Annotated in this window: 20 protein-coding genes and 1 pseudogene; 11 read left to right on the forward strand and 10 right to left on the reverse strand. The window is 69.5% G+C overall.

What is annotated here, in order from left to right:
• Nucleotides 1–136: 136 nt before the first annotated feature.
• From ACIHEJ_RS07530 to ACIHEJ_RS07540, 3 genes are all read right to left on the reverse strand, one after another.
• Nucleotides 137–808, reverse strand: a complete 672-nt coding sequence (locus ACIHEJ_RS07530; RefSeq protein ID WP_400132902.1) for a potassium channel family protein — start codon at nucleotides 806–808, stop codon at nucleotides 137–139.
• The gene (locus tag ACIHEJ_RS07535; protein WP_400132904.1) at nucleotides 808–1,479 is read right to left on the reverse strand and encodes an NAD-binding protein; all 672 of its coding nucleotides are present in this window, start codon (nucleotides 1,477–1,479) and stop codon (nucleotides 808–810) included. The genes ACIHEJ_RS07530 and ACIHEJ_RS07535 overlap by 1 nt, the downstream gene beginning before the upstream one ends.
• A 144-nt stretch (nucleotides 1,480–1,623) precedes the next feature.
• Nucleotides 1,624–1,752, reverse strand: coding sequence for a hypothetical protein (locus ACIHEJ_RS07540; RefSeq protein WP_400132906.1), 129 nt, complete (start codon nucleotides 1,750–1,752; stop codon nucleotides 1,624–1,626).
• 161 nt (nucleotides 1,753–1,913) lie between these two features.
• Between ACIHEJ_RS07540 and ACIHEJ_RS07545 the strand changes: the two genes are divergently transcribed.
• Entirely contained in the window at nucleotides 1,914–3,965 is a 2,052-nt protein-coding gene (locus tag ACIHEJ_RS07545; RefSeq protein ID WP_400132908.1) for an APC family permease, read from the forward strand.
• A 124-nt stretch (nucleotides 3,966–4,089) separates the two neighbouring features.
• The gene (locus tag ACIHEJ_RS07550) at nucleotides 4,090–5,418 is read left to right on the forward strand and encodes a class I SAM-dependent RNA methyltransferase (protein ID WP_400132910.1); all 1,329 of its coding nucleotides are present in this window, start codon (nucleotides 4,090–4,092) and stop codon (nucleotides 5,416–5,418) included.
• 494 nt (nucleotides 5,419–5,912) lie between these two features.
• Here ACIHEJ_RS07550 and ACIHEJ_RS07555 read toward each other — a convergent pair whose 3' ends face one another.
• Nucleotides 5,913–6,242 (reverse strand): hypothetical protein, encoded by a 330-nt coding sequence (locus tag ACIHEJ_RS07555; protein WP_400132912.1) that lies wholly within the window; start codon nucleotides 6,240–6,242, stop codon nucleotides 5,913–5,915.
• A gap of 507 nt (nucleotides 6,243–6,749) precedes the next feature.
• Here ACIHEJ_RS07555 and ACIHEJ_RS07560 point away from each other — a divergent pair.
• From ACIHEJ_RS07560 to ACIHEJ_RS07575, 4 genes are all read left to right on the forward strand, one after another.
• The gene (locus ACIHEJ_RS07560; RefSeq protein ID WP_014145516.1) at nucleotides 6,750–6,953 is read left to right on the forward strand and encodes a cold-shock protein; all 204 of its coding nucleotides are present in this window, start codon (nucleotides 6,750–6,752) and stop codon (nucleotides 6,951–6,953) included.
• Nucleotides 6,954–7,302: 349 nt separating this feature from the next.
• The gene (locus ACIHEJ_RS07565) at nucleotides 7,303–8,799 is read left to right on the forward strand and encodes a DEAD/DEAH box helicase (RefSeq protein ID WP_400132914.1); all 1,497 of its coding nucleotides are present in this window, start codon (nucleotides 7,303–7,305) and stop codon (nucleotides 8,797–8,799) included.
• A 46-nt stretch (nucleotides 8,800–8,845) separates the two neighbouring features.
• A complete protein-coding gene (locus ACIHEJ_RS07570) occupies nucleotides 8,846–9,250 on the forward strand; it encodes a CBS domain-containing protein (RefSeq protein WP_400132916.1) in 405 nt (134 codons plus the stop codon).
• Between the two features lie 49 nt (nucleotides 9,251–9,299).
• The gene (locus ACIHEJ_RS07575; protein WP_400132917.1) at nucleotides 9,300–9,626 is read left to right on the forward strand and encodes an SCO5918 family protein; all 327 of its coding nucleotides are present in this window, start codon (nucleotides 9,300–9,302) and stop codon (nucleotides 9,624–9,626) included.
• 68 nt (nucleotides 9,627–9,694) lie between these two features.
• Here ACIHEJ_RS07575 and ACIHEJ_RS07580 read toward each other — a convergent pair whose 3' ends face one another.
• Together ACIHEJ_RS07580 and ACIHEJ_RS07585 are read right to left on the reverse strand one after the other, a co-directional pair.
• Entirely contained in the window at nucleotides 9,695–10,054 is a 360-nt protein-coding gene (locus tag ACIHEJ_RS07580) for a hypothetical protein (RefSeq protein WP_400132918.1), read from the reverse strand.
• 98 nt (nucleotides 10,055–10,152) lie between these two features.
• On the reverse strand, nucleotides 10,153–10,350 hold the full coding sequence (locus tag ACIHEJ_RS07585; protein WP_400132920.1) for a hypothetical protein: 198 nt from the start codon (nucleotides 10,348–10,350) through the stop codon (nucleotides 10,153–10,155).
• A gap of 769 nt (nucleotides 10,351–11,119) precedes the next feature.
• Between ACIHEJ_RS07585 and ACIHEJ_RS07590 the strand changes: the two genes are divergently transcribed.
• The 3 genes from ACIHEJ_RS07590 to ACIHEJ_RS07600 all read left to right on the forward strand — a co-directional run bounded on the left by ACIHEJ_RS07590 (nucleotide 11,120) and on the right by ACIHEJ_RS07600 (nucleotide 14,017).
• Entirely contained in the window at nucleotides 11,120–11,458 is a 339-nt protein-coding gene (locus ACIHEJ_RS07590) for a MerR family transcriptional regulator (RefSeq protein ID WP_400132922.1), read from the forward strand.
• A 510-nt stretch (nucleotides 11,459–11,968) separates the two neighbouring features.
• Entirely contained in the window at nucleotides 11,969–12,199 is a 231-nt protein-coding gene (locus ACIHEJ_RS07595; RefSeq protein WP_400132924.1) for a hypothetical protein, read from the forward strand.
• A gap of 132 nt (nucleotides 12,200–12,331) precedes the next feature.
• Nucleotides 12,332–14,017, forward strand: a complete 1,686-nt coding sequence (locus tag ACIHEJ_RS07600; RefSeq protein ID WP_400132926.1) for a ribonuclease J — start codon at nucleotides 12,332–12,334, stop codon at nucleotides 14,015–14,017.
• A 689-nt stretch (nucleotides 14,018–14,706) separates the two neighbouring features.
• Here the strand turns inward: ACIHEJ_RS07600 and ACIHEJ_RS07605 are convergent.
• From ACIHEJ_RS07605 to ACIHEJ_RS07620, 4 genes and pseudogenes are all read right to left on the reverse strand, one after another.
• Nucleotides 14,707–15,084, reverse strand: a complete 378-nt coding sequence (locus ACIHEJ_RS07605; RefSeq protein WP_400132928.1) for an STAS domain-containing protein — start codon at nucleotides 15,082–15,084, stop codon at nucleotides 14,707–14,709.
• Between the two features lie 138 nt (nucleotides 15,085–15,222).
• On the reverse strand, nucleotides 15,223–16,173 hold the full coding sequence (locus ACIHEJ_RS07610) for an anti-sigma factor RsbA family regulatory protein (RefSeq protein ID WP_400132930.1): 951 nt from the start codon (nucleotides 16,171–16,173) through the stop codon (nucleotides 15,223–15,225).
• Nucleotides 16,170–16,952, reverse strand: a complete 783-nt coding sequence (locus ACIHEJ_RS07615; protein WP_400132932.1) for an MEDS domain-containing protein — start codon at nucleotides 16,950–16,952, stop codon at nucleotides 16,170–16,172. Before ACIHEJ_RS07615 ends, ACIHEJ_RS07610 begins: the two co-directional genes overlap by 4 nt.
• 343 nt (nucleotides 16,953–17,295) lie before the next feature.
• Nucleotides 17,296–18,827: pseudogene (locus ACIHEJ_RS07620) on the reverse strand (glycoside hydrolase family 6 protein); the annotation flags it as partial.
• Between the two features lie 231 nt (nucleotides 18,828–19,058).
• On the opposite strand from ACIHEJ_RS07620, the gene ACIHEJ_RS07625 reads away from it, so the two are divergent.
• Together ACIHEJ_RS07625 and ACIHEJ_RS07630 are read left to right on the forward strand one after the other, a co-directional pair.
• A complete protein-coding gene (locus tag ACIHEJ_RS07625) occupies nucleotides 19,059–19,409 on the forward strand; it encodes a hypothetical protein (protein WP_400132933.1) in 351 nt (116 codons plus the stop codon).
• A 336-nt stretch (nucleotides 19,410–19,745) separates the two neighbouring features.
• Nucleotides 19,746–21,170, forward strand: coding sequence for a hypothetical protein (locus ACIHEJ_RS07630; protein ID WP_400132935.1), 1,425 nt, complete (start codon nucleotides 19,746–19,748; stop codon nucleotides 21,168–21,170).

Here is a 21,170-nt window from a genome sequence, read left to right on the forward strand (position 1 = left end):
GGCGGGGGGGGGGGGGGCGGGGGGGGGGGCGGGGGCGCGGGGGGGGGGGCGCCGGGGCGGGGGGGGGGGGGCGGCCGGCCGCCCCCCCCCCCCCGCCCCCCCCCCCCCCCCCCCCCCCCCCTTCTCGGTGTTCTGCTCAGGCCTCTTCCCGCCGCACCGACAGCAGCTCCTCCAGCTGTTCCTCGCGGGCCTGCGCGGCCACGAAGAGCAGCTCGTCGCCCGGCTCCAGGGAGTCCTCCTTGGAAGGCGTCAGGACGCGGGTGCCGCGGATGATCGTGACCAGGGAGGTGTCCTCCGGCCACTCCACGTCGCCGACCTGGGTGCCGGCCAGGGCCGACTCCTCGGGCAGGGTCAGCTCGACGAGGTTGGCGTCGCCGTGGCTGAAGCGGAGCAGCCGGACCAGGTCGCCGACGCTCACCGCCTCCTCCACCAGGGCGGACATCAGGCGCGGGGTGGAGACGGCCACGTCCACGCCCCAGGACTCGTTGAACAGCCACTCGTTCTTCGGGTTGTTCACCCGGGCGACGACGCGCGGGACGCCGTACTCCGTCTTGGCGAGCAGCGAGACGACCAGGTTGACCTTGTCGTCACCGGTCGCGGCGATGACCACGTTGCAGCGCTGCAGCGCCGCCTCGTCCAGGGACGTGATCTCGCAGGCGTCGGCCAGCAGCCACTCCGCCTGGGGCACCCGCTCCACCGAGATGGCGGTCGGGGCCTTGTCGATCAGCAGGACCTCGTGGCCGTTCTCCAGCAGCTCGCCGGCGATCGAGCGGCCGACGGCGCCGGCTCCGGCAATGGCGACCCTCATCAGTGACCGCTCTCCTCTTCCGGGCCCTGGGCGAACGCCGCCTCGACCTTCTCGACGTCGTCCGTCCGCATCATCACGTGCACGAGGTCGCCCTCCTGCAGCACGGTCTGCGAGGTGGGGAGGATCGCCTCGCCGAGACGGGTCAGGAACGCCACCCGGACGCCCGTTTCCTCCTGCAGCTTGCTGATCTTGTGGCCGACCCACTTCGCGGAGGCGTGCACCTCTGCGAGCTGGACCCCGCCGGTGGGGTCGCGCCACAGCGGCTCGGCACCGGAGGGCAGCAGACGGCGCAGCATCTGGTCGGCCGTCCAGCGGACGGTCGCCACGGTGGGGATGCCCAGGCGCTGGTAGACCTCGGCGCGGCGGGGGTCGTAGATGCGGGCGGCCACGTTCTCCACGCCGAACATCTCGCGGGCCACGCGCGCGGAGATGATGTTGGAGTTGTCACCGCTGGAGACGGCGGCGAAGGCGCCGGCCTCCTCGATGCCCGCCTCGCGCAGGGTGTCCTGGTCGAAGCCGACGCCGGTGACCCGGCGGCCGCCGAATCCCGGGCCCAGTCGGCGGAAGGCGGTGGGATCCTGGTCGATCACGGCGACCGTGTGTCCCTGTTGCTCCAGGGTCTGGGCAAGAGCGGAACCCACTCGTCCGCAGCCCATGATGACGATGTGCACGACCGTCCTTCCGGTGTCCAAAAGTTACTGCTCAGCCTCAGGGTCTCAGACCGACGCCCAAAGCTACACACGGGCGCCGCGGGGCGGGCACCCCCGTGCCGGGGTCGGCTCGATCAGGTTCCGCGATCATGGGCGTGAGCAGCGTCAGCGCTCCGCGTCACTGATCACCGCGGGCCGGCGCCGGCGAGTGATGCTGCGCACGCTGCACAGGGTCAGGATTCCGAGGCCGACCAGGGCGAGGGTCGCCCCGATCAGCTCCGCGGGCGGGGGCATGGCACCTCCGAAGTGCGACGACAGGCGGGGTGTGCCATCTAGGCACGGGGAGCGCGCGGACCACGGAATCCGCAGTTCAGGGCGCCGCTGAATTCACTCGTGAGGCAGAACCAGGACACCGGGTGGGCGGTTGCCTGTTCGAAGGCCTACCATCCTCTGTCGTGTCCAAACTGACCGACGTGCCCAAACGGATCCTGATCGGGCGCGCACTGCGCAGTGACCGGCTGGGCGAAACGCTCCTGCCGAAGCGCATCGCACTCCCCGTCTTCGCCTCCGACCCGCTGTCCTCCGTTGCCTACGCGCCGGGGGAGGTCCTGCTGGTCCTGTCCATCGCGGGCGTGTCGGCGTACCACTTCAGCCCCTGGATCGCCGTCGCGGTCGTCGTGCTGATGTTCACCGTGGTCGCCTCCTACCGGCAGAACGTCCATGCGTACCCGAGCGGCGGCGGTGACTACGAGGTCGCCACGACCAACCTCGGCCCCAAGGCCGGTCTGACGGTCGCCAGCGCCCTGCTCGTCGACTACGTCCTCACCGTCGCCGTCTCCATCGCCTCCGGCATCGAGAACCTCGGCTCCGCCGTCCCGTTCGTCGTCCAGCACAAGGTGCTGTGCGCGGTCGCCGTGATCCTGCTGCTGACGCTGATGAACCTGCGGGGCGTGAAGGAGTCCGGCAAGCTCTTCGCGATCCCGACGTACGTGTTCGTCGGCGGCGTCTTCATCATGATCGTGTGGGGTGCCGTCCGGGGCCTGATCCTCGGCGACACCATGCACGCCCCGACCGCCGACTACCACGTCAGGGCCGAACACCAGGGCCTCGCCGGCTTCGCCCTGGTCTTCCTGCTGCTGCGCGCCTTCTCCTCCGGCTGTGCCGCGCTCACCGGTGTCGAGGCGATCTCCAACGGCGTCCCGGCCTTCCGCAAGCCCAAGTCGAAGAACGCGGCCACCACGCTCGCGATGATGGGCCTGCTGGCCGTCACCATGTTCTGCGGCATCATCGCCCTGGCCATGTCCACCAAGGTCCGCATGGCCGAGAACCCGGCCACCGACCTGATCCACAACGGCCACCCGCTCGGCTCCGGCTACGTCCAGAACCCGGTGATCTCCCAGGTCGCCGAGGCGGTCTTCGGCAAGGGCAGCTTCCTGTTCGTCGTCCTGGCTGCCGCCACCGCGCTGGTGCTGTTCCTGGCGGCGAACACGGCGTACAACGGCTTCCCGCTGCTCGGCTCGATCCTGGCCCAGGACCGCTACCTCCCGCGCCAGCTGCACACCCGCGGCGACCGTCTCGCCTTCTCCAACGGCATCGTGCTGCTCGCGGGCGCCGCGGCCCTGCTGACCGTCATCTACGGCGCCGACTCCACCCGCCTGATCCAGCTGTACATCGTCGGCGTGTTCGTGTCCTTCACGCTCAGCCAGACCGGCATGGTCCGGCACTGGAACCGCCACCTGGCGGTCGAGAAGGACCCGGCCAAGCGCAGCCACATGATCCGCTCCCGCGCGATCAACGCGTTCGGCGCCTTCTTCACCGGCCTGGTGCTCGTCGTCGTGCTGGTCACCAAGTTCACGCACGGCGCCTGGGTGGCCCTGCTCGGCATGTGCATCTTCTACGCGACGATGACCGCGATCCGGAAGCACTACGACCGTGTCGCCGAGGAGATCGCCGCCCCCGAGCAGCCGGACGACGACATGGTCCGCCCGTCCCGCGTGCACTCGGTCGTGCTCATCTCCAAGATCCACCGCCCGACGCTGCGCGCCCTGGCCTACGCCAAGCTGATGCGCTCGGACACCCTGGAGGCGCTGACCGTCAACGTCGACCCGGCCGAGACCAAGGCGCTGCGCGAGGAGTGGGAGCGGCGCGGCATCGACGTACCGCTCAAGGTCCTCGACTCGCCGTACCGCGAGATCACCCGCCCGGTGATCGAGTACGTCAAGGGTCTGCGCAAGGAGTCCCCGCGCGACGCGGTCTCCGTGATCATCCCCGAGTACGTGGTCGGCCGCTGGTACGAGCACCTGCTGCACAACCAGAGCGCCCTGCGCCTGAAGGGCCGCCTGCTGTTCACGCCGGGCGTCATGGTGACCTCGGTGCCCTACCAGCTGGAGTCCTCCGAGCTGGCCAAGCAGCGGGCCCGCAAGCGGCAGGAGTGGAGCGCGCCGGGCGCGGTCCGCCGCGGCCCCGCGGTGGAACGCCCCAAGCAGCCGTCGGCGACCAAGGACTGAGGCACGCGGGGGAGGCCGTAGACTGGTGGGCTGTTGTCCAGCCTCACCGGTCCACGGCCTCTTCCGTCCCGGTCGCCGTCCGCTGTCCCCGCCTTCCGTCGTCCCGATCTGGAGTCACCCCACCATGCAGGCAGAACCGACCAAGTCTCTGGTGGGCGAGGAGTACGAGGTCGAGATCGGCCCCGTCGCCCACGGCGGCCACTGCATCGCCCGTACCGCCGAGGGCCAGGTGCTGTTCGTCCGGCACACGCTGCCCGGTGAGCGGGTGGTGGCGCGGGTGACCGAGGGCGAGGAGGGCGCACGCTTCCTGCGCGCGGACGCGGTCCAGATCCTGGAGGCCTCCAAGGACCGCATCGAAGCCCCCTGCCCCTTCGCCGGCCCCGGCCGCTGCGGCGGCTGCGACTGGCAGCACGCCAAGCCGGGCGCCCAGCGCCGGCTGAAGGCCGACGTGATCGCCGAGCAGTTGCAGCGGCTCGCCGGGCTCACGCCCGAGGAGGCCGGCTGGGACGGCACGGTGGTACCGGCCGAGGGTGACAAGCTGCCCGCCGGGCAGGTCCCGCAGTGGCGCACGCGCGTGCAGTACGCCGTGGACGCCGACGGCAACGCCGGACTGCGCCGTCACCGCTCGCACGAGGTCGAACCGATCGACCACTGCATGATCGCCGCAGCCGGCGTCAGCGAACTCGGCATCGAGGACCGGGACTGGGCCGGCATGGCCTCCGTCGAGGCGATCGCCGCGACGGGTTCCCAGGACCGCATGGTGATCCTCGAGCCGCGGCCCGGCGCCCGGCTGCCGCTCGTCGAGCTCGACCGGCCCGTCTCCGTCATGCGCGTCGACGAGAAGGACGGCGGAATCCACCGCGTCCACGGCCGCGCGTTCGTCCGCGAGCGCGCCGACGACCACACCTACCGCGTCGGCAGCGGCGGCTTCTGGCAGGTCCACCCGAAGGCGGCCGACACTCTGGTCAAGGCCGTCATGCAGGGGCTGCTGCCCCGCAAGGGCGAGATGGCCCTGGACCTCTACTGCGGCGTCGGCCTCTTCGCGGGCGCCCTCGCCGACCGCCTCGGCGAGAAGGGCGCGGTGCTCGGCATCGAGTCCGGGAAGCGGGCGGTCGAGGACGCACGGCACAACCTCGCCGACTTCCCCCGTGTCCGCATCGAGCAGGGCAAGGTCGAGTCGGTCCTGCCGCGCACGGGGATCACGGAGGTCGACCTGATCGTCCTGGACCCCCCGAGGTCCGGCGCCGGCCGGCAGACGGTCGCCCACCTCGCCTCCCTGGGCGCCCGCCGCATCGCGTACGTCGCCTGCGATCCCGCCGCGCTGGCCCGGGACCTGGGGTACTTCCGCGAGGGCGGGTACCGGGTGCGGACGCTCCGGGCGTTCGATCTGTTTCCCATGACGCATCATGTGGAGTGCGTGGCGATTCTGGAGCCTGCTGCAAAGGGGCTCTGACCTGCTGTTTTCCTGATTTCCCAGGAGCCGGGCCGGTCGCTCGACATGTTTCGGCGGGAGCATGACGTGGAGCAGGTCGCGTGCCGGACGTACGTCCCTGACCTGCGGCTTCCCATCAGTGACGGGGAAGGGGTGCGCGTGGTGCTCCCGGTCTTCGCAGGGTCCGCGCCAGGCAGTTCTGACGCTCATGTGACGCTCGCTCTGATGCGCGTCAGGTTGTGAATGAGGGAGTGGACTGGTGCGGTTCGTGCGTCGAGTCGGGCGGCGACCGGACCAGGGCCGGCCACGCTGATGAGAGACTCCGGGCCTCCGAGTGCGGCATCGCCGAGGTGGTGCTCTCCGGTCAGAGCGCTGACGAGGCCCTTTTCACCGCTTGCCCCGCTGCCCAGGCGTACTGACGGAACCTGCGCGATGGTGATGGCGGCCAGGCGCGTCGAGAGCGGCACTCCGGCGGTGATCGACGCGGCTCCGGCAAGGAACACGGTTCCGGGCGCTCAGTTCCGCTTGGGGCGCTGTGCCGCGACGGCCACGAAAGCGGTACCGAGCATCCCGACCAGGCCACGATCACCTTCTGCGTCGTGAGGCGGGTCGCCGATGCCCAGAGCGGCGGTCAGCGGCACACCCAGCAGGGCGCTCCCGGGAGGCCGCCGGGGGATGACGGGGTGCGGATGCGTCGGGGTGGTCTGTCGTACCGCCGCCCAGGTGGTGCCGAGTGTGCCGAGTGTGCGTAGCCGGTCGGTGTCCGTCGTGTTCTGCAGCCGAGAGGGGAGGAGGTTTTCCTCGTCCCTGATGTCGCGCCGTATCAGCGCGAAGGCCCGCTGCACCCTTTCCCCCCCGCCCGGGATCGCCGGCGGGAAGGCGTTCGATGTCCGCCGCATGGCTGAAGACCGGCTGCACCACCTGCTTCAGGACGCGTGCGCCGGAGACGGGCCGTCACGCCTGCCGGCGTCACCCTGATCTCCACGCCCGCCCGCACCATCCCTGGGGTGAGCAGCCCTTATGCTGGGCGCGCCTCCAATGCTTCCCGAAACGTTACGCTTCGGCTGGGTCAATATCTGTGCCCGCGAGCTGAGATTTCAACGGAACAGGCAGACAGATTCTCTGCCGCATTAAGTGGAGTGGGATTCTTCACCGTACACAGGCCGCTGCGGCGTGCTACTGTCGATCTCAGTTGCAGTTGTGGTTCCCAAAACTTCAAGTCCTCCGGGCGGCGCCTGTTCCGCTGGAAGCGCTTTTGTTATCCGGTCTTTTTCCGGACGGGGTGATCATCGCGGCGACACGGGGGTCCGCGCAGTGCGGATCCCGATGCACTGCCCCAAAGGAGAAATGACATGGCTGCTGGTACCGTGAAGTGGTTCAACGCGGAAAAGGGCTTCGGCTTCATCGAGCAGGACGGTGGCGGCGCTGATGTGTTCGCCCACTACTCGAACATTGCCGCCCAGGGCTTCCGCGAGCTGCTGGAGGGCCAGAAGGTGACCTTCGACATCGCGCAGGGCCAGAAGGGCCCGACGGCCGAGAACATCGTTCTCGCCTGACGCCGACTGTCGCGTACTTGTAGCTGGGGCCCGCGTCCTTCGGGGTGCGGGCCCCAGCTGCTCGCATTTTCCCGCAGTGGTTTCGCCTGCGGACGACAACCAGGAAACCCGTAGGCTCACCGCATACGGAGCATCCTTCAGGGGTGCACGCATCCCTCCATGGCTTCATCGCGGCGGACGCCCGAACATTGCATCCGCTCCGCGCCACTCATTCCAGCGCCTGTGCCCGCACGGATTTTCCGTCGGTCAGATCCGCTTTCGCATTCCACCAGGTCCATTCTTGCAATTCTCTGTGCTGATCATCGCTGCGGGAATTCCTTGATATGTGCCGCATCGAGGAAGGTTCCGCATGAACCGCACACGCACGAACGACCGCTTCGCCCGCACCCGTAACGGCAGTGCCGACTCCGGAAGGGGCGGCAGCCGATTCGGCTCGTCGGCCAGGAGCCGCTCCGGCGGGCCGAGCCGTCCCGGTGGTTACGGCCGCCGGCCCGCCGCGGTCCAGGGGGAGTTCGCGCTGCCCAGGACGATCACTCCCGCGCTTCCCGCCGTAGAGGGCTTCGCCGATCTCGACATGCCGGGGGCACTGCTGGGCGCGCTCGGCTCGCAAGGCGTGACCGTGCCCTTCCCGATCCAGGCCGCGACCCTGCCGAACTCCCTCGCCGGCCGGGACGTACTGGGCCGTGGGCGCACCGGCTCCGGCAAGACCCTCGCTTTCGGGCTGGCGCTGCTGGCCCGTACGGCCGGGCAGCGTGCCGAGGCCAGGCAGCCGCTGGGGCTGATCCTCGTACCCACGCGCGAGCTGGCGCAGCAGGTCACCGACGCGCTCGCCCCGTACGCCCGCTCCGTGAGGCTGCGGCTGGCCACGGTGGTGGGCGGAATGCCGATCGGCAGGCAGGCGAGCGCGCTGCGCGGTGGCGCCGAGGTCGTCGTCGCCACGCCGGGACGCCTCAAAGACCTCATCGACCGCGGCGACTGCCAACTGAACCAGGTTTCCATCACCGTCCTCGACGAGGCCGACCAGATGGCCGACATGGGCTTCATGCCGCAGGTCACCGCCCTTCTCGACCAGGTCCGCCCCGAAGGCCAGCGCATGCTGTTCTCCGCCACTCTCGACCGCAACGTCGACCTGCTCGTGCGCCGCTACCTCAGCGACCCCGTCGTGCACTCCGTCGACCCCTCGGCCGGCGCGGTCACGACGATGGAGCACCACGTGCTCCACGTTCACGGCGCTGACAAGCACATGGCCACCACCCAGATCGCCGCACGCGACGGCCGTGTGATCATGTTCCTCGACACCAAGCACGCCGTCGACAGCCTCACCGAGCACCTTCTGAACAGCGGGGTACGGGCCGCCGCCCTGCACGGCGGGAAGTCGCAGCCGCAGCGCACCCGCACGCTGGCGCAGTTCAAGAGCGGGCACGTCAACGTGCTGGTGGCGACCAATGTCGCGGCGCGCGGCATCCATGTCGACAGCCTCGACCTCGTCGTCAACGTCGACCCGCCGACCGACCACAAGGACTACCTCCACCGCGGCGGCCGTACCGCCCGCGCAGGAGAGTCCGGCAGTGTCGTCACCCTGGTCACCCCCAACCAGCGCCGCGGCATGACTCGCCTCATGGCAGCGGCCGGCATCGTCCCGCAGACCACCCAGGTCCGCACCGGCGAAGAGGCCCTGCACCGCATCACCGGCGCCCAGGCCCCCTCCGGCATCCCGGTCGTCATCACCGCACCGGTGGTCGAACGCCCCAAGAAGCGCGGCGCCACTTCACGCGGGCGACGCCGCCCCGTCTCGACGGCCCGCCGTGCGCCCGTAAGGCAGTCCACCGCGGGTGCGGCTGCATAGAACCTTCTTGATCAGGAAGCCGGCCCAACTCCGCAGGAGGCACCCTTTGACGCTGGACCAGACGCAGTTCCGCCCGGCGAGCGCCCACCCCGCGCACGGCGCGGTGGCCGACACCATGGACACGGCCGGACCGCAGGTCTGGGAGGACATGACCGTGGAGGTGGCACTGTCCGTGATGACCGCCGCCCGTACAGGTCATCTGGCGGTCTGCGACGAGGACGGTCTGCGCACCGGCCTGATCACCCGGGCCGGGCTCACGGCCGTTCGTGACGGCTCCGGATACACGGACCGGATCCGCCTGCGAGACATCGCCGACGTCATCGGGCCCTTCGCCCCACCGCTGACCACTGGGGCCGAAGCCGAACGTGCGATGCACTGCCGCCGGCTCGGGGCCGCGCCCGTGGCCGACGAACACGGCAACACTCTGAGCGCCGTGGCCCTCTTCCGCTGAACCGCCATCACCCCACCCGGCTTCGTCTTCTCGTCTCCCTGGAGGCATCATGCGCTGTGTCATCGCCCGCTTCCCGTTCGACCTGACCAAGAGCGGCGTGGTGGAATCGATGAAGGGCGTCACACCTGAGACCGTCACCGGTGAGTTCGTCATCATCGGACGACGCCACTACCCCGCCAAGCAGGTCGGCCAGGTGATCACCCGCCAAGACCGGCGCGATTTCAGCGCCGGTGAAGTCCTCAGGGCCATGACCCAACTCGGCTTCACCTGCCGCACCCGCCCTACAGCCGCATCTGCGCCCCTGGCCGGCCCGTACGAGCCGGCCTCCGCAACGCTCGGCACTCCCCCTCTCCGCCTCACTTACGGACAGGTGTGAGCCGAACAGAGCAGTGAGGCCCCACCGGCGTGCCGGTGGGGCCTCACCGTGTGCCATGGGTCGGTGGGTCAGTGGTCGGAGTAGCTGAAGTCGCCCACGGTCCAGGCACTGACGGCCTCGATCGCAACGCGGTACATCCCGCCTGTCTCCGGGATCCCCACCGTACCCTGCAGGATCCGGGCGACGTGGAAATGCAGATGCGTGGGCGGCCCGTCCATCCTCGCGGGGGTGTCGAAGACGGCGGAGAACGCGCCCAGGTCGGCGGAGTCCGTCAGCACCTCGGACACCCTCTGCCTCCACATGGCTTCCGGAGCCAGCCGACCGGTGATGACAGCACCACTGGTAACCACGGTCAGGGACATCTGATTGCTCTGCCCGGACTCCACGAGGGCGGCTATCGCAACGAGCAACTCGTCAGGCTTCGGCATGGGACGGGATTCTATGCACCGGCCTGCCCGGGCGGGTGCAGCGGTGGCGCAACCGGGCGAGCCGGGCGCATACGGCTCCCCTGGTGCCGCACTACAGGTCAGGGGGTGCGCATGTGCGGCCGCTGCGAGCCAGGGGCGTGCTTCGAGGCATTGGTCGGCTGCCGTTCGGCTGCCGCAGGTCTGTTGAACGCTTGTGCGGTATCGCGTGCGTCGGCAACGGCCGCGTGGAACGGGGCAGCGGTGGCGTTGACGGACATCGTGTTCATCAGGGTCACCCTCGTCTGCGGATCGTTCATGCCCGGCCCTCACCCACCCGTCCCTGTGCCCCGCCCGCCAACTCACCGGAGCCGCCGTGCTCGCAGGAGGGGGCCGAGAATCGTGGTCGACGCGCCGCGCCAGTCGGCGGTGCCACGGGAAGCTCCGCGGGCGGCTCTGGGTCTCATCCGTGCGTCGGACCTGCGCTGCGGACGGCCCCAGGCATTCGCAGATCGGCTCAGCGGGAGACCTCATCGTCGAGCCGCAGCAAATCTATGCTCGCCGGAGTAGACATTCGATGTCGTCGTGATTACGATTTCTTTCGTAGCCGAGATCGAGCAAGGCCCGGCAGACACGAACTGCCGGGCAGCACTCCACGTATGACGGTGCGGTGGTGGAGTTTCGAAGCCAGGTTGTTGTACGACGGCGACGGGACTGACGACCGGACCGGGTGGCCCGAAGTGACGAGGGGCCGCCGTGAGCAGGGCCGCAGTTGACGCGGTTGCAGTACCAGCAGTACGCAGAAGTCCCTGTTTGCAAGTGATTGGTTCCGAGGGAAGAACGGAGGAGTCGAGCACCATCAGGATCGCCCGGGCGGAGGACGCGAGCCCGCGTACCGCAGGACATCGATAGGTAGGTGGTCTCCGGTCACGCATCCGCGATCCCCGCATCCCCGTCGGCGTATCAGGCGGCTGGGCGGAAACAGAAGGCCGGCGCAGCACTAGGGTCGGCATATGGTGTTGCAGTTCCTTCGGGGCCTTGGTGCCAAACGGCACCAAGGCCCCTCCACGCGTTCCACAGAGAGGTGAGATGACAGCAGACGAGTCGCTGAGCCGTCTCGACGACGACGACTACCCCGCCTACACGATGGGCCGGGCCGCCGAGTTGCTCGGTACCACTCCCGGCTTTCTCCGCGCCATCGGCGAAGCGCGACTGATCACACCACTGCGCTCCGAGGGCGGTCACCGCCGCTACTCCCGTTACCAACTGCGCATCGCGGCCCGCGCGCGTGAGCTCGTCGACCAGGGCACCCCGATCGAGGCCGCATGCCGGATCATCATCCTCGAAGACCAGCTCGAAGAAGCCCAGCGCATCAACGGCGAATACCGCCGCACCGGCGGATCGTCCAGTCCATCGGCCGCAGCCTGAGGTGAGCGGGCCCGCCGGTATCGGCGGGCTGTCACACCCCGCGCGTGGCCGGGCTGTGGCGCGCAGAGATGGTGCTCGTGTCCCAACGGCTCCACCGGCATGTCGCTCACCTCCGGCCCCGCTCGCGGCGCCGCCACAACGGGTGAGGCGGCTGGTACGCCCCCCACCCGGGCGCCGCCTCCCCTCCAGGCATCCCCCCGCACGGCCCCAGTCGTTGATTGGCGGGTTCGCAATGGCACGGCTGCGGCCCCTGGGCGCACGGGCTCGCCGCACTGTCCTGGTTCCTGAGCACCGACGGCGACGCTGTGCCGACCTGCGCACAGGCGGCCGGCGCCCCTCCTACGATCCGTACCTGCGGGGCAGCGGCTTGACAGCCGCCCTCGCGGGGCCGTCTCGACACCTCCGGTACCTCGGTCTCGCCGTAGCCGACGAGACTCACACGCCCGGTTGCCTGGTCACCGCGCCCTTCGACGTCATGGAGTCGAGTGGCAGCGCGCCTTCACGGACGCCGTGATCGCCGCCCAGCCGAGGGACGGCGGGCACCCGGTGCAAGGCCGGGCGCACTTCCGGCACAGCGCCGACGGCACTCGGACACCCGAGCGGGCACTGCTGTACACCAAGTGGCCCATCGACGAGGCGCACCGGGAGGCCGCGGAGGCCGGCCACCACGACAAAAGACAGGAGATCCCCGCCGGCACCACCGGGCTCACGGCTGACCCACCGAAGACGGTACCGTCTTGACCCCTCCCTGTCCGGCCGCCGGCGTCATCGGGTCGTCGCCGGACACCCGTTGTGGTGCCCCGACCCTGTCGGGCGGAAGAGATCGCACAGGTAATGGGTCACCCTGTCCCGCTCTCCGGGTACCGTCAGGGTATGAGTCATCCGCACCCCGAGCTGAAAGCCGCGCCACCCCTACCCGAAGGAGGGCTGCGGGTCATCGGCCTGGGCGGCCTGGGTGAGATCGGCCGCAACATGACCGTCTTCGAGCACGCGGGCAAGCTGCTCATCGTCGACTGCGGCGTACTGTTCCCCGAGGAGACCCAGCCCGGCGTGGACGTGATCCTGCCGGACTTCACCTCGATCCGGGACCGGCTGGACGACATCGTGGCCGTGGTCCTCACCCACGGCCACGAGGACCACATCGGCGGCGTGCCGTACCTGCTGCGCGAGCGGTCCGACATTCCCGTCGTCGGCTCCAAGCTGACGCTGGCGTTCCTGGAGGCCAAGCTCAAGGAACACGGAATCCGGCCGCGCACGGTGCGGGTGCGGGAGGGCGACCGGCGTGGCTTCGGGCCCTTCGACTGCGAGTTCGTGGCGGTCAACCACTCCATCCCCGACAGCCTCGCGGTCGCGATCCGCACCCGGGCCGGGATGGTGCTGCACACCGGCGACTTCAAGATGGACCAGTTCCCTCTCGACGACCGCATCACCGATCTGCGCGCCTTCGCCCGCCTCGGCGAGGAGGGCGTGGACCTGTTCCTCACCGACTCCACCAACGCCGAAGTACCCGGCTTCACCACCTCCGAGCGTGAGCTGAACCCGGCGATCGAGCAGGTGATGCGCACCGCTCCACGCCGGGTCATCGTCTCCAGCTTCGCCAGCCACGTGCACCGCATCCAGCAGGTCCTGGACGCCGCCCACCAGCACGGCCGCAAGGTCGCCTTCGTCGGCCGGTCGATGGTCCGCAACATGGGCATCGCCCGTGACCTGGGCTATCTGAAGGTCCCCTCCGGTCTGGTCGTGAGCACGAAGGAGCTGGAGAAGCTCCCGGACCACAAGGTCACGCTGGTGTGCACCGGCTCCCAGGGCGAACCCATGGCCGCGCTGTCACGGATGGCCAACCGCGACCACATGATCCGCATCGGCAAGGGCGACACCGTCCTGCTCGCCAGCTCCCTCATCCCCGGCAACGAGAACGCCATCTACCGGGTGATCAACGGACTCACCCGGTGGGGCGCCCACGTGGTCCACAAGGGCAACGCCAAGGTCCACGTCTCCGGGCACGCCAGCGCCGGCGAACTCGTCTACTGCTACAACATCGTCAAACCCCGCAACGTCATGCCCGTCCACGGCGAATGGCGTCACCTGCGGGCCAACGCCGACCTCGCCATCCGTACCGGTGTCGACCCCGAACGGGTCGTCATCGCCGAGGACGGCGTCGTCGTCGACCTGGTCGACGGGCGCGCGTCCATCACCGGCAAGGTCCCCGCCGGCAACGTCTACGTGGACGGCATGGAAGTCGGCGGCGCCACCGAAGCGTCCCTCAAGGACCGCCTCACCCTCGCCGCCGAAGGCGTGGTCACGGTGGTGGCGATCGTCGACGCGGACACCGGCGCCCTCGCCGAGGCCCCCGACTTCCTGGCCCGGGGCTTCGTCCACGACGACACCACCTTCGAGCCGGTCATCCCCGTCATCGAGAAGACCCTGGCCACCGCCGCCGAGGAAGGCGTCGGGGACGCGCACCAACTCGAACAACTCCTCGCCCGCGCCGTGGCGAACTGGGCGTTCCGCACCCACCGCCGCAAGCCCCTCATCATCCCCGTCATCATCGACGCCTGAGCCACACCCCGGCAGGCGCCCGGGGTCGGACGCTGATGTGCACGAGGTGAAACCCGGCGACGAGTCTTTACCGATGTCCAGCCTCGTCACCGGCCCACCGGGTCGGCCCGTACGAATCGCGCCCGGGTTTCACCCGGACGCTTCCAGGGCGGCCCGGTGGCGGGAGCGCTGCGCCGGGCATCCCGCAGCCCCTCCAGCAGCTGACCTGCCGCCCGAGCAGCAACATGACGGCCACGGGGATCAGAAACGCGGACAGCCCGGTGTACCGGCCGGGGGAGGAGAGAAAGTCCGTCCGCCATGACGCTCATTTGACGCTCCGGCCGCCTCACAGCCCGTGCGCAAGGCAGGAAAACCCCATGTGACCTGCAGATTCTCCCGTCCACACACCTTGTGACGTGTTTCCGATGACGCATCACGTGGAGTGCGTGGCGATTCCGGAACCCGCTGCAAAGGGCGTCTGACCTGCTGCTTCTCTGGATTTCCAGGTTGTGGGCGGGTCGTGCCGACATGTTTCCGTGGGTGCATGACGTCAAGAGCTTGCTACCTCGGGAATGCCCGCCTGACCTGCGAGTTCGTGGGGCAGTGAGGGGGAGCGGCGGGCGGGGAGTGCCGGTTCGCCCGGGGCTGAGGTGTGCGGTCTCGACGCTTGTTCCGACGGTGTGTCAGACAGGTCGGTCCGGGTCTTGGTTTCAGGCGTGGTCGAGTGACTCCGAGGTGTCAGCACGGGCGCCTGTGAGGCGCCCGTCGAGCGCAGCGTGCACCGTGGGGAAGACGGGGAGCAGCGTGTCGAGGCCGAGGAGGCGCCACACCTGCTGATAGTGGTCGCTGAGGGCGGCGAGGCGGAGAGTGCCGGCATGTTTGTCGAGCGCGCAGGACAGCGTGATGATCATGCTGACGCCCGAGGAGTCGAGGTACTGCACTTCGGAGGCGTCGACTATGAGGGTGGCGCAGCCCTCCTTGATCAGGCTTTCGCACTGGGCGCCGATGTCGGCAGCGTTGCCGTAGTCCACCTCGGTCGGCAGCCGCACAACCGTCGTGTCCGCGTGCCGTACACGCACCCTCAGCATCGAGAACCGACTCCCATCCCACCGGCGCCTTTCTGTCTGTCGCCGCCCGGCGACACCACCGCGCCTACCCTGGGGCGGCATCGATCACGCGTGTCTTCACGCGCTGGGCCGGTGAGCAGACCGTTGTCACCAGCGGGCTTAGCCGGGCAGCTCGGTGTGCAGGCGGATCGTGGTCCCTTCGTCCGGTGTGGACCGGATCTCGACAAGATCGCAAAGCTGGTGGACGAGCCACAGCCCGCGTCCACCCACCTGCCTCGCGGTCGGCATGGTACGGCCGGCCAGTGGGTCGTCCAGGTAGCCGGCGTCGCGGAACTCACAGATGAGCCGTCGTTCCTCGCTCCACGTGCGCAGCACGCCTTGGCCGCCACCGTGGCGGATGCTGTTGGTGGCCACCTCTGTCGCGGCCAGGTGCAGTTCGCGCAGGCGCCGACCGGTCAGTCCGTGCTGTTCGGCGCAGGCAGCGATCTTCTCTCGGAGAGCGGGCAGGTCGCCGCTGGTGTAGCGGAACTCGTCGTACGGGTCACAGGGGTCGCTGAGGGCAACGAACGCATACGGTGCGCGCGCGTCGTAATCCGCGCACGGCACCGTCCGGCCGTCCCTGCGGATCTGGGGGTGGCAGCGTGCCATCGGGGTCAGGGCGGCCTTGTCGCGTGCGACGTCGTAGGGGCACAGCAGCCACCAGGCAGGGCCCTGGGCGAAGGCCCTGTTGAGCAGCCACTCGTGGTAGCGCAGTTCCTCGGCCTCGGCAGCACTGCGGACCTGGTCCCAGGGGGATTCGCCGATCCCGCGGACGGGCCGCCCCTCCGAGACGTGTTCCTTGATCCATTCTTGCCAGGCAGCGATGAGCCGCCCGGGATGACGCGCCACTCGGCTGGTGTCGACATAGCGCACGGTGTCGTTCTCACGGATCTCCGCACGCAGCAAAGACGCCTTTTCCTGCGGCACCGCCACCACGACGGCCTCGTCACCGTCAAGCGCTTCCTGGATGAAACCCAAAGCGCCCGCGACGAATTCATCGCTGCCCGAGTACGGATAGAGCTCATGCCGGTATCCAGTGCCCTCGAGGGGAGCGGACGAAGAGGAGGTCACGGCGCCATCACCACCGGAACGTCGGGGACCGCGAATCCGGACAGCTCCCAGGCGAGCCGCACGGTCTCGTTGGTGCCTTCCAGGATGACCTTGCGATCCGGAAGGTGCCTGGCGGCATCGGCCAGCGCGCTCATCCCGGCGGCATCGAAGAACTCCAGGGTCTGGCAGAGCAGACGCACCGTCGGCGTGTGAGCGACGAGAGTGCACAGGATGGTGCCGAAGGCCACCGCGCCGTCGCTGTCGACGGTCCCGCTCACCGTCCAGCATTCCTGCTCGGTTCGGTACACCCGGAACGCGGGGGAGACCGGACGGCTGCCCAGATGATGCGGATGCACACAACTGATCTGCTGCAGAGCCGGCAGGTCCCAGTCAGCGCCGCTGTAGGCGCAGACCACCATCGCCCCGGTGTCGGCGGCGAACTCCTCAAGGTCGAGCTCGCTGCGCAGCCACTCCCCGTTCCGGTCCGCGCGAGGGCCCGGCACGACATGGTGCAGCACGCGAAGGGAGCGGAACCCCTCCCGGTGGGCAGCGGCCGCCTCCCGACGCACCGCGGAGAGAAGCGAACCCTGCAACCGCGCAGGGTCCAGTACATGCGATGCGAACTCGCTTTCCGCCCGCGGGGCGGGGCCGACGATCACGACCTTGTCGCCGTGCAACGCACCGTCCGCGACGAAAGCCCGGCTGCGGTCGATGACGTCATCAGTACGATCCCACAGGTGGCAGACATGATCGCCGGTGTCGATCTCGTCCAGGGTCGGCAGTACGCGCGGCGCTCTCACTACTCCTCCCTCGCTCCTCCCTCACCCTACTGCTCTGTCATCTCCCCCCGCATGCTCCCCAAGGCGTGGGAACCGCGCTCGCCACCTTGTCCGGCTGCCGTCGCCCTGGTGACCAGGACCCCGCCCGGCCCGGGCGGCGGCGCCTGCCTCGGAAGGCCGAGGAAGAAGGTCCGCGGTCCACCAGCCCACCAGCCCCGGGAACCGTTCCCGCCGGACTGCCTTGGATCGGCTTCCACCAGTCAGTCGGGTTCGCTCGTCGGCGGCCACCGGGTCGGTCCCGACGCCTCCGCCGGGGCCGGTCCTTCAGGGACCGGCCCCGGCGCGCACTCACCGTCTCGGAGGGCTACGGCAGGGGCGGGTAGGCGTTCTGCATGAGCTGCTGGAACTGGGCGGAGAACCAGTGCCCGGCCAGCGGCGCGTTCGGCAGGGCGCCCGTGGGGTTGTTGCCGTTGCGGGCGTTGCCGCCGTAGGTGGGGTCACACATGCGGTCGAAGCCCTTGCCCTCGTCCTTGGAGACCGCGGAGCTGGAGCCGTCGGACTCGCCCGGGGGCTTGACCCAGACGTAGGCGTCGATGCCGGCGGCGGGAGCCGCGGTGGGCCGCTCGCCGAGGCCCGCGCCGCTCTGGTTGCACCAGTTGCCGGCGTGGATGCGCCGGTCGGTGCGGCTGCCGTTGACGTAGTCGTCGACGGAGGTCAGCGAGCCGGGGCCGGTGGGCCGGGCGGTGCCGCCCCAGCCGTCGCGGGAGGTGTCGATCAGCATGCCGAGGCCGGAGTTGAACCCGGCCGCCACGAGCTTGTCGCGCTGTCCGAGCGCGAACGACTGCTCGTCCACGTATTGGTTCCAGTCGACCCACTTCGACTGGCGTACGGTCTGGCCGTTCACCGTGTCGGTGACCTTGAAGTTCGGCTCCTTGACAGGGCTGTAGTTGGCGGTGTCGACGATGAAGCCGGCCACGTCGTTCAGACTCGCGCCATTGGTCGTGGCGACCTTGGCGAACTCCTGCACGGCCGGCCCGAGGTTGCTGTCCCAGCCGAGCCAGCCGTGGTGACCGGCGTCGATGTAGTTGTACACGTTGGGGATGGCGCGAGCCTGTCCAGGGCGTAGGAGACGCCCTTCTCGTAGTTGCCGTTGCTCTTCATGGCCACACAGGCGTCGGTCGTGGTGGGGGTGCCGCCGGCGTTGGTGACCAGATTGGGCGGCGAGTCGGGCTCGATGACGGTGGAGATCGGCAGACCCGCGTACTTCGGGTCGGAGAGGATCGAGGCGATGGGGTCGATGTACTGGGCCTTGTACTTGTCGATGTCGTCCGGTCCGAGTTCGCCGTTGGAGGCGAGGGCGGCGCAGTCGCGGCCGGGCAGGTCGTAGATGACCAGCTGGACGACGAGGTCGCCGGAGCCCTTCTGCTTCAGCGCCTCGTCGAGGTGGTCGCGCAGGCCCATGCCGCCGTCGACGCCGTTGATCGCGGCGATCCGGTCGAGCCAGACGGCGGTGGGCTGGTTGGCGATGCGGCTGCCGCCCGGTTCGGCGGCGGCCTTGGCCGACCATTCGGGGTTCACGTACACCTTGGCGCCTGCATAGGGGTTGTCGACCCGGCCGTCGGTGCCGCCACCCGTGCCACCCCCGTCGTCCACATTGCAGGTGACGCCGGCGAGGGTGAAGGCGGCCGGGACGGCGTTGGCACCGCTGTAGGAGCCGTTGAAGCCGAAGCTGACCGAACCGCCGTTGGTCAGACCGCCGTTGTAGGTCTCATTGGCCACCGTGACCGCGGCACCGCTCTGGGCGATCCTGGCGTTCCAGCCGTTGGTGATCCGCTGGTTGCCGGCGTTCGACCACTTCAGCGCCCAACTCGACTTGGTAGCACCGTTGTTGAGGACCAGGAACATGGATCCCGGACGCAAGCACAGAGCCGTACGGCGGCTTCCCGTTGCCCGCTGCGCCGGGACCGCCCGGGCCTCCTGTGGGAGCGATGAACCCACCGATGAGGAGCGCGGTCAGTAGCACAACCGCGCACGCTCTCGCCTTGTGCAGGAACGGCCTGTGGCGGAGTCTGTGTCGGCCCGGCTCCTTCGGGCGGCCGGTCCAAAAAGAACACCGATGGCAACGGCTTGCAGAACCTGCTCTACGACGCGAAGCTGCCGGGCTCCAACATCTCGTACCGAGCCGTCCGGAACAAATGGATCGGCACGCCCTACCACCCACCGAGTGCGGCGGCACGGTCCGACGGCGGGCACAGCGTCGTCTACGCCTCCTGGAACGGCTCGACGCAGACCAGAGCATGGCAGGTACTCGCCGGATCCGATCCCGACTCCCTGTCGGTCGTCGCCAGACACGCCCCACGGTCCGGATTCGAGACCGCCGTCACCACGCCCAACCCGGGACCGTACTTCACGGTCAGGGCACTGGATGCGAAGGGCAGGGTCATCGGGGTCTCCCGCGTGGTGAAACTCTCCAGCTGACCGTTGACGGGGGACCCCTTGAGGGAGTCTGCCTGGCCTCGGCGCCGTTCTCGCATCTTCGACGCTCGGATGACGCTCGTGCTGAACCCTCGTCACGCCTGGTCGCCCACAGCGGGTCGGGCATCCGTCAGCGACAACGGCGGGATCCTCGGACCACGACGATTCGCCCCGAACCGACGACGAACCGGTGAGTCGCGTCGCTGGTACGCGCCCGGTGCACCCGGTCTCGCCGTCCGGCTCTGAGGACGGAGCCCCTTTTCGGGGAAGCACAGTTCGCATCCGCCGAGCCGTCGACATAATGAACGGGTGACCGGCTTTGTGGATCGAATGACGCGTATGGCCCCGAGACGACGTCTGCACGACGCAGTGGTGGTCGTACCCGGGATCATGGGCAGCGAGTTGATCGACTCGGCGAGCCGAAAGGTCCTTTGGGGCGCGCCCCATCTGTTCAAGTACACCGCGCGGATGCACGCCGACCGGCTCCGCTCGCTGGCGGTGACCGAGGACGAACGCGCCGGGCGGACCGGGCGGATCAAGCCAGGAGGGCTGCTCTCGGTCCACGAGTGGCTGCCCGATCTCGGTGGCCTCGAACCCTACAGCCAGATGGTCGGCGACCTCCGCAAGTACGCCGTCCATCCGCACGCCGTCGTCCCGTTCCCCTACGACTGGCGCCTGTCCGTACGGCACAACGCCAACCTCCTCGCGGTCGCCGCCCATCGCCACCTGGAGCGCTGGCGCTCCCATCGGGCCCACGGCGAGCACATGAGGAACACGGGTGAGGACCGGCCGGCCCAACTCCTGTTCGTCGCCCACTCCATGGGCGGACTGCTGGTCCGCGAACTGTTCAGGATCCCCGGCGCCGCCGACGACGTACGGGCCGTGCTGACGGCAGGCACCCCCTTCCACGGCTCCGTCAAGTCCGCCGTCGTGCTCGCCAGCGGCCAGGCGGGTGCTCCCTGGCTGCCGAAGAAGGCGCTGCGGGAAGCCGGCCGTACGATGCCCGGCCTGTACGACCTCCTCCCCTCCTACCGCTGTGTCTGGGACGGGGACGACACCCGGCGTCTGACGGTCTCCGACATCACGGCACTCGGCGGCGACGCCGACCTCGTCCGGGACACCCAGGCATGGCAGGCCGCTACCGCCGACACCGCGCTGCGCGGGCACAGCATGGTCGTGGGGGTCGCGCAGCCCACCCCCCTGAGCCTGCGGATCGAGAACGGACGGGCCGTCACCGCCCGCCTTCTGCCCGGTCGACGACCGGACGGTGCGCTCCGCCGCGACGGCCGGGGCCGGGCGGTCACCGAGGACGGCATGGGTGACGGCACGGTCTTCCGCGAGGCGGCCGCGACCGGAGACGCGACGGAGATTCCCGTCGCCCGCAAGCACGGGTCCCTGATGTCCTCCAAGCAGGTCCGGACGATGGCGGTCTCCGCACTGAGCGGTTTGCGCGATCCGGGCGAGCGCGGTGCCGTTCTCGGCGGCGGGGAGTTCGGCCTCGACGCCCCCGAAGCCGCCCGGCCGGGAGAGCCGTTCACCATCCGCCTCACCGGCGCCGACGATCCGTCCGAGGTGCACTGCACCGTGGAGGAGGTCACTGGCGCGGACGTCTCGGCCCCCACCACCCTGAAGCCCGACCGCGGCGACCCGGAGACCATGACGGGACAGTGCGCTCTACCCCGCCCCGGGCTCTACCGCATCGAGGTCACCGGCGGACTCGAACCCGTGTCGCACCTTGTCATGGCGGTCGCCGACGACCACTGA

The organism is Streptomyces sp. NPDC052301 (assembly GCF_044593395.1).
Classification (GTDB): domain Bacteria; phylum Actinomycetota; class Actinomycetes; order Streptomycetales; family Streptomycetaceae; genus Streptomyces.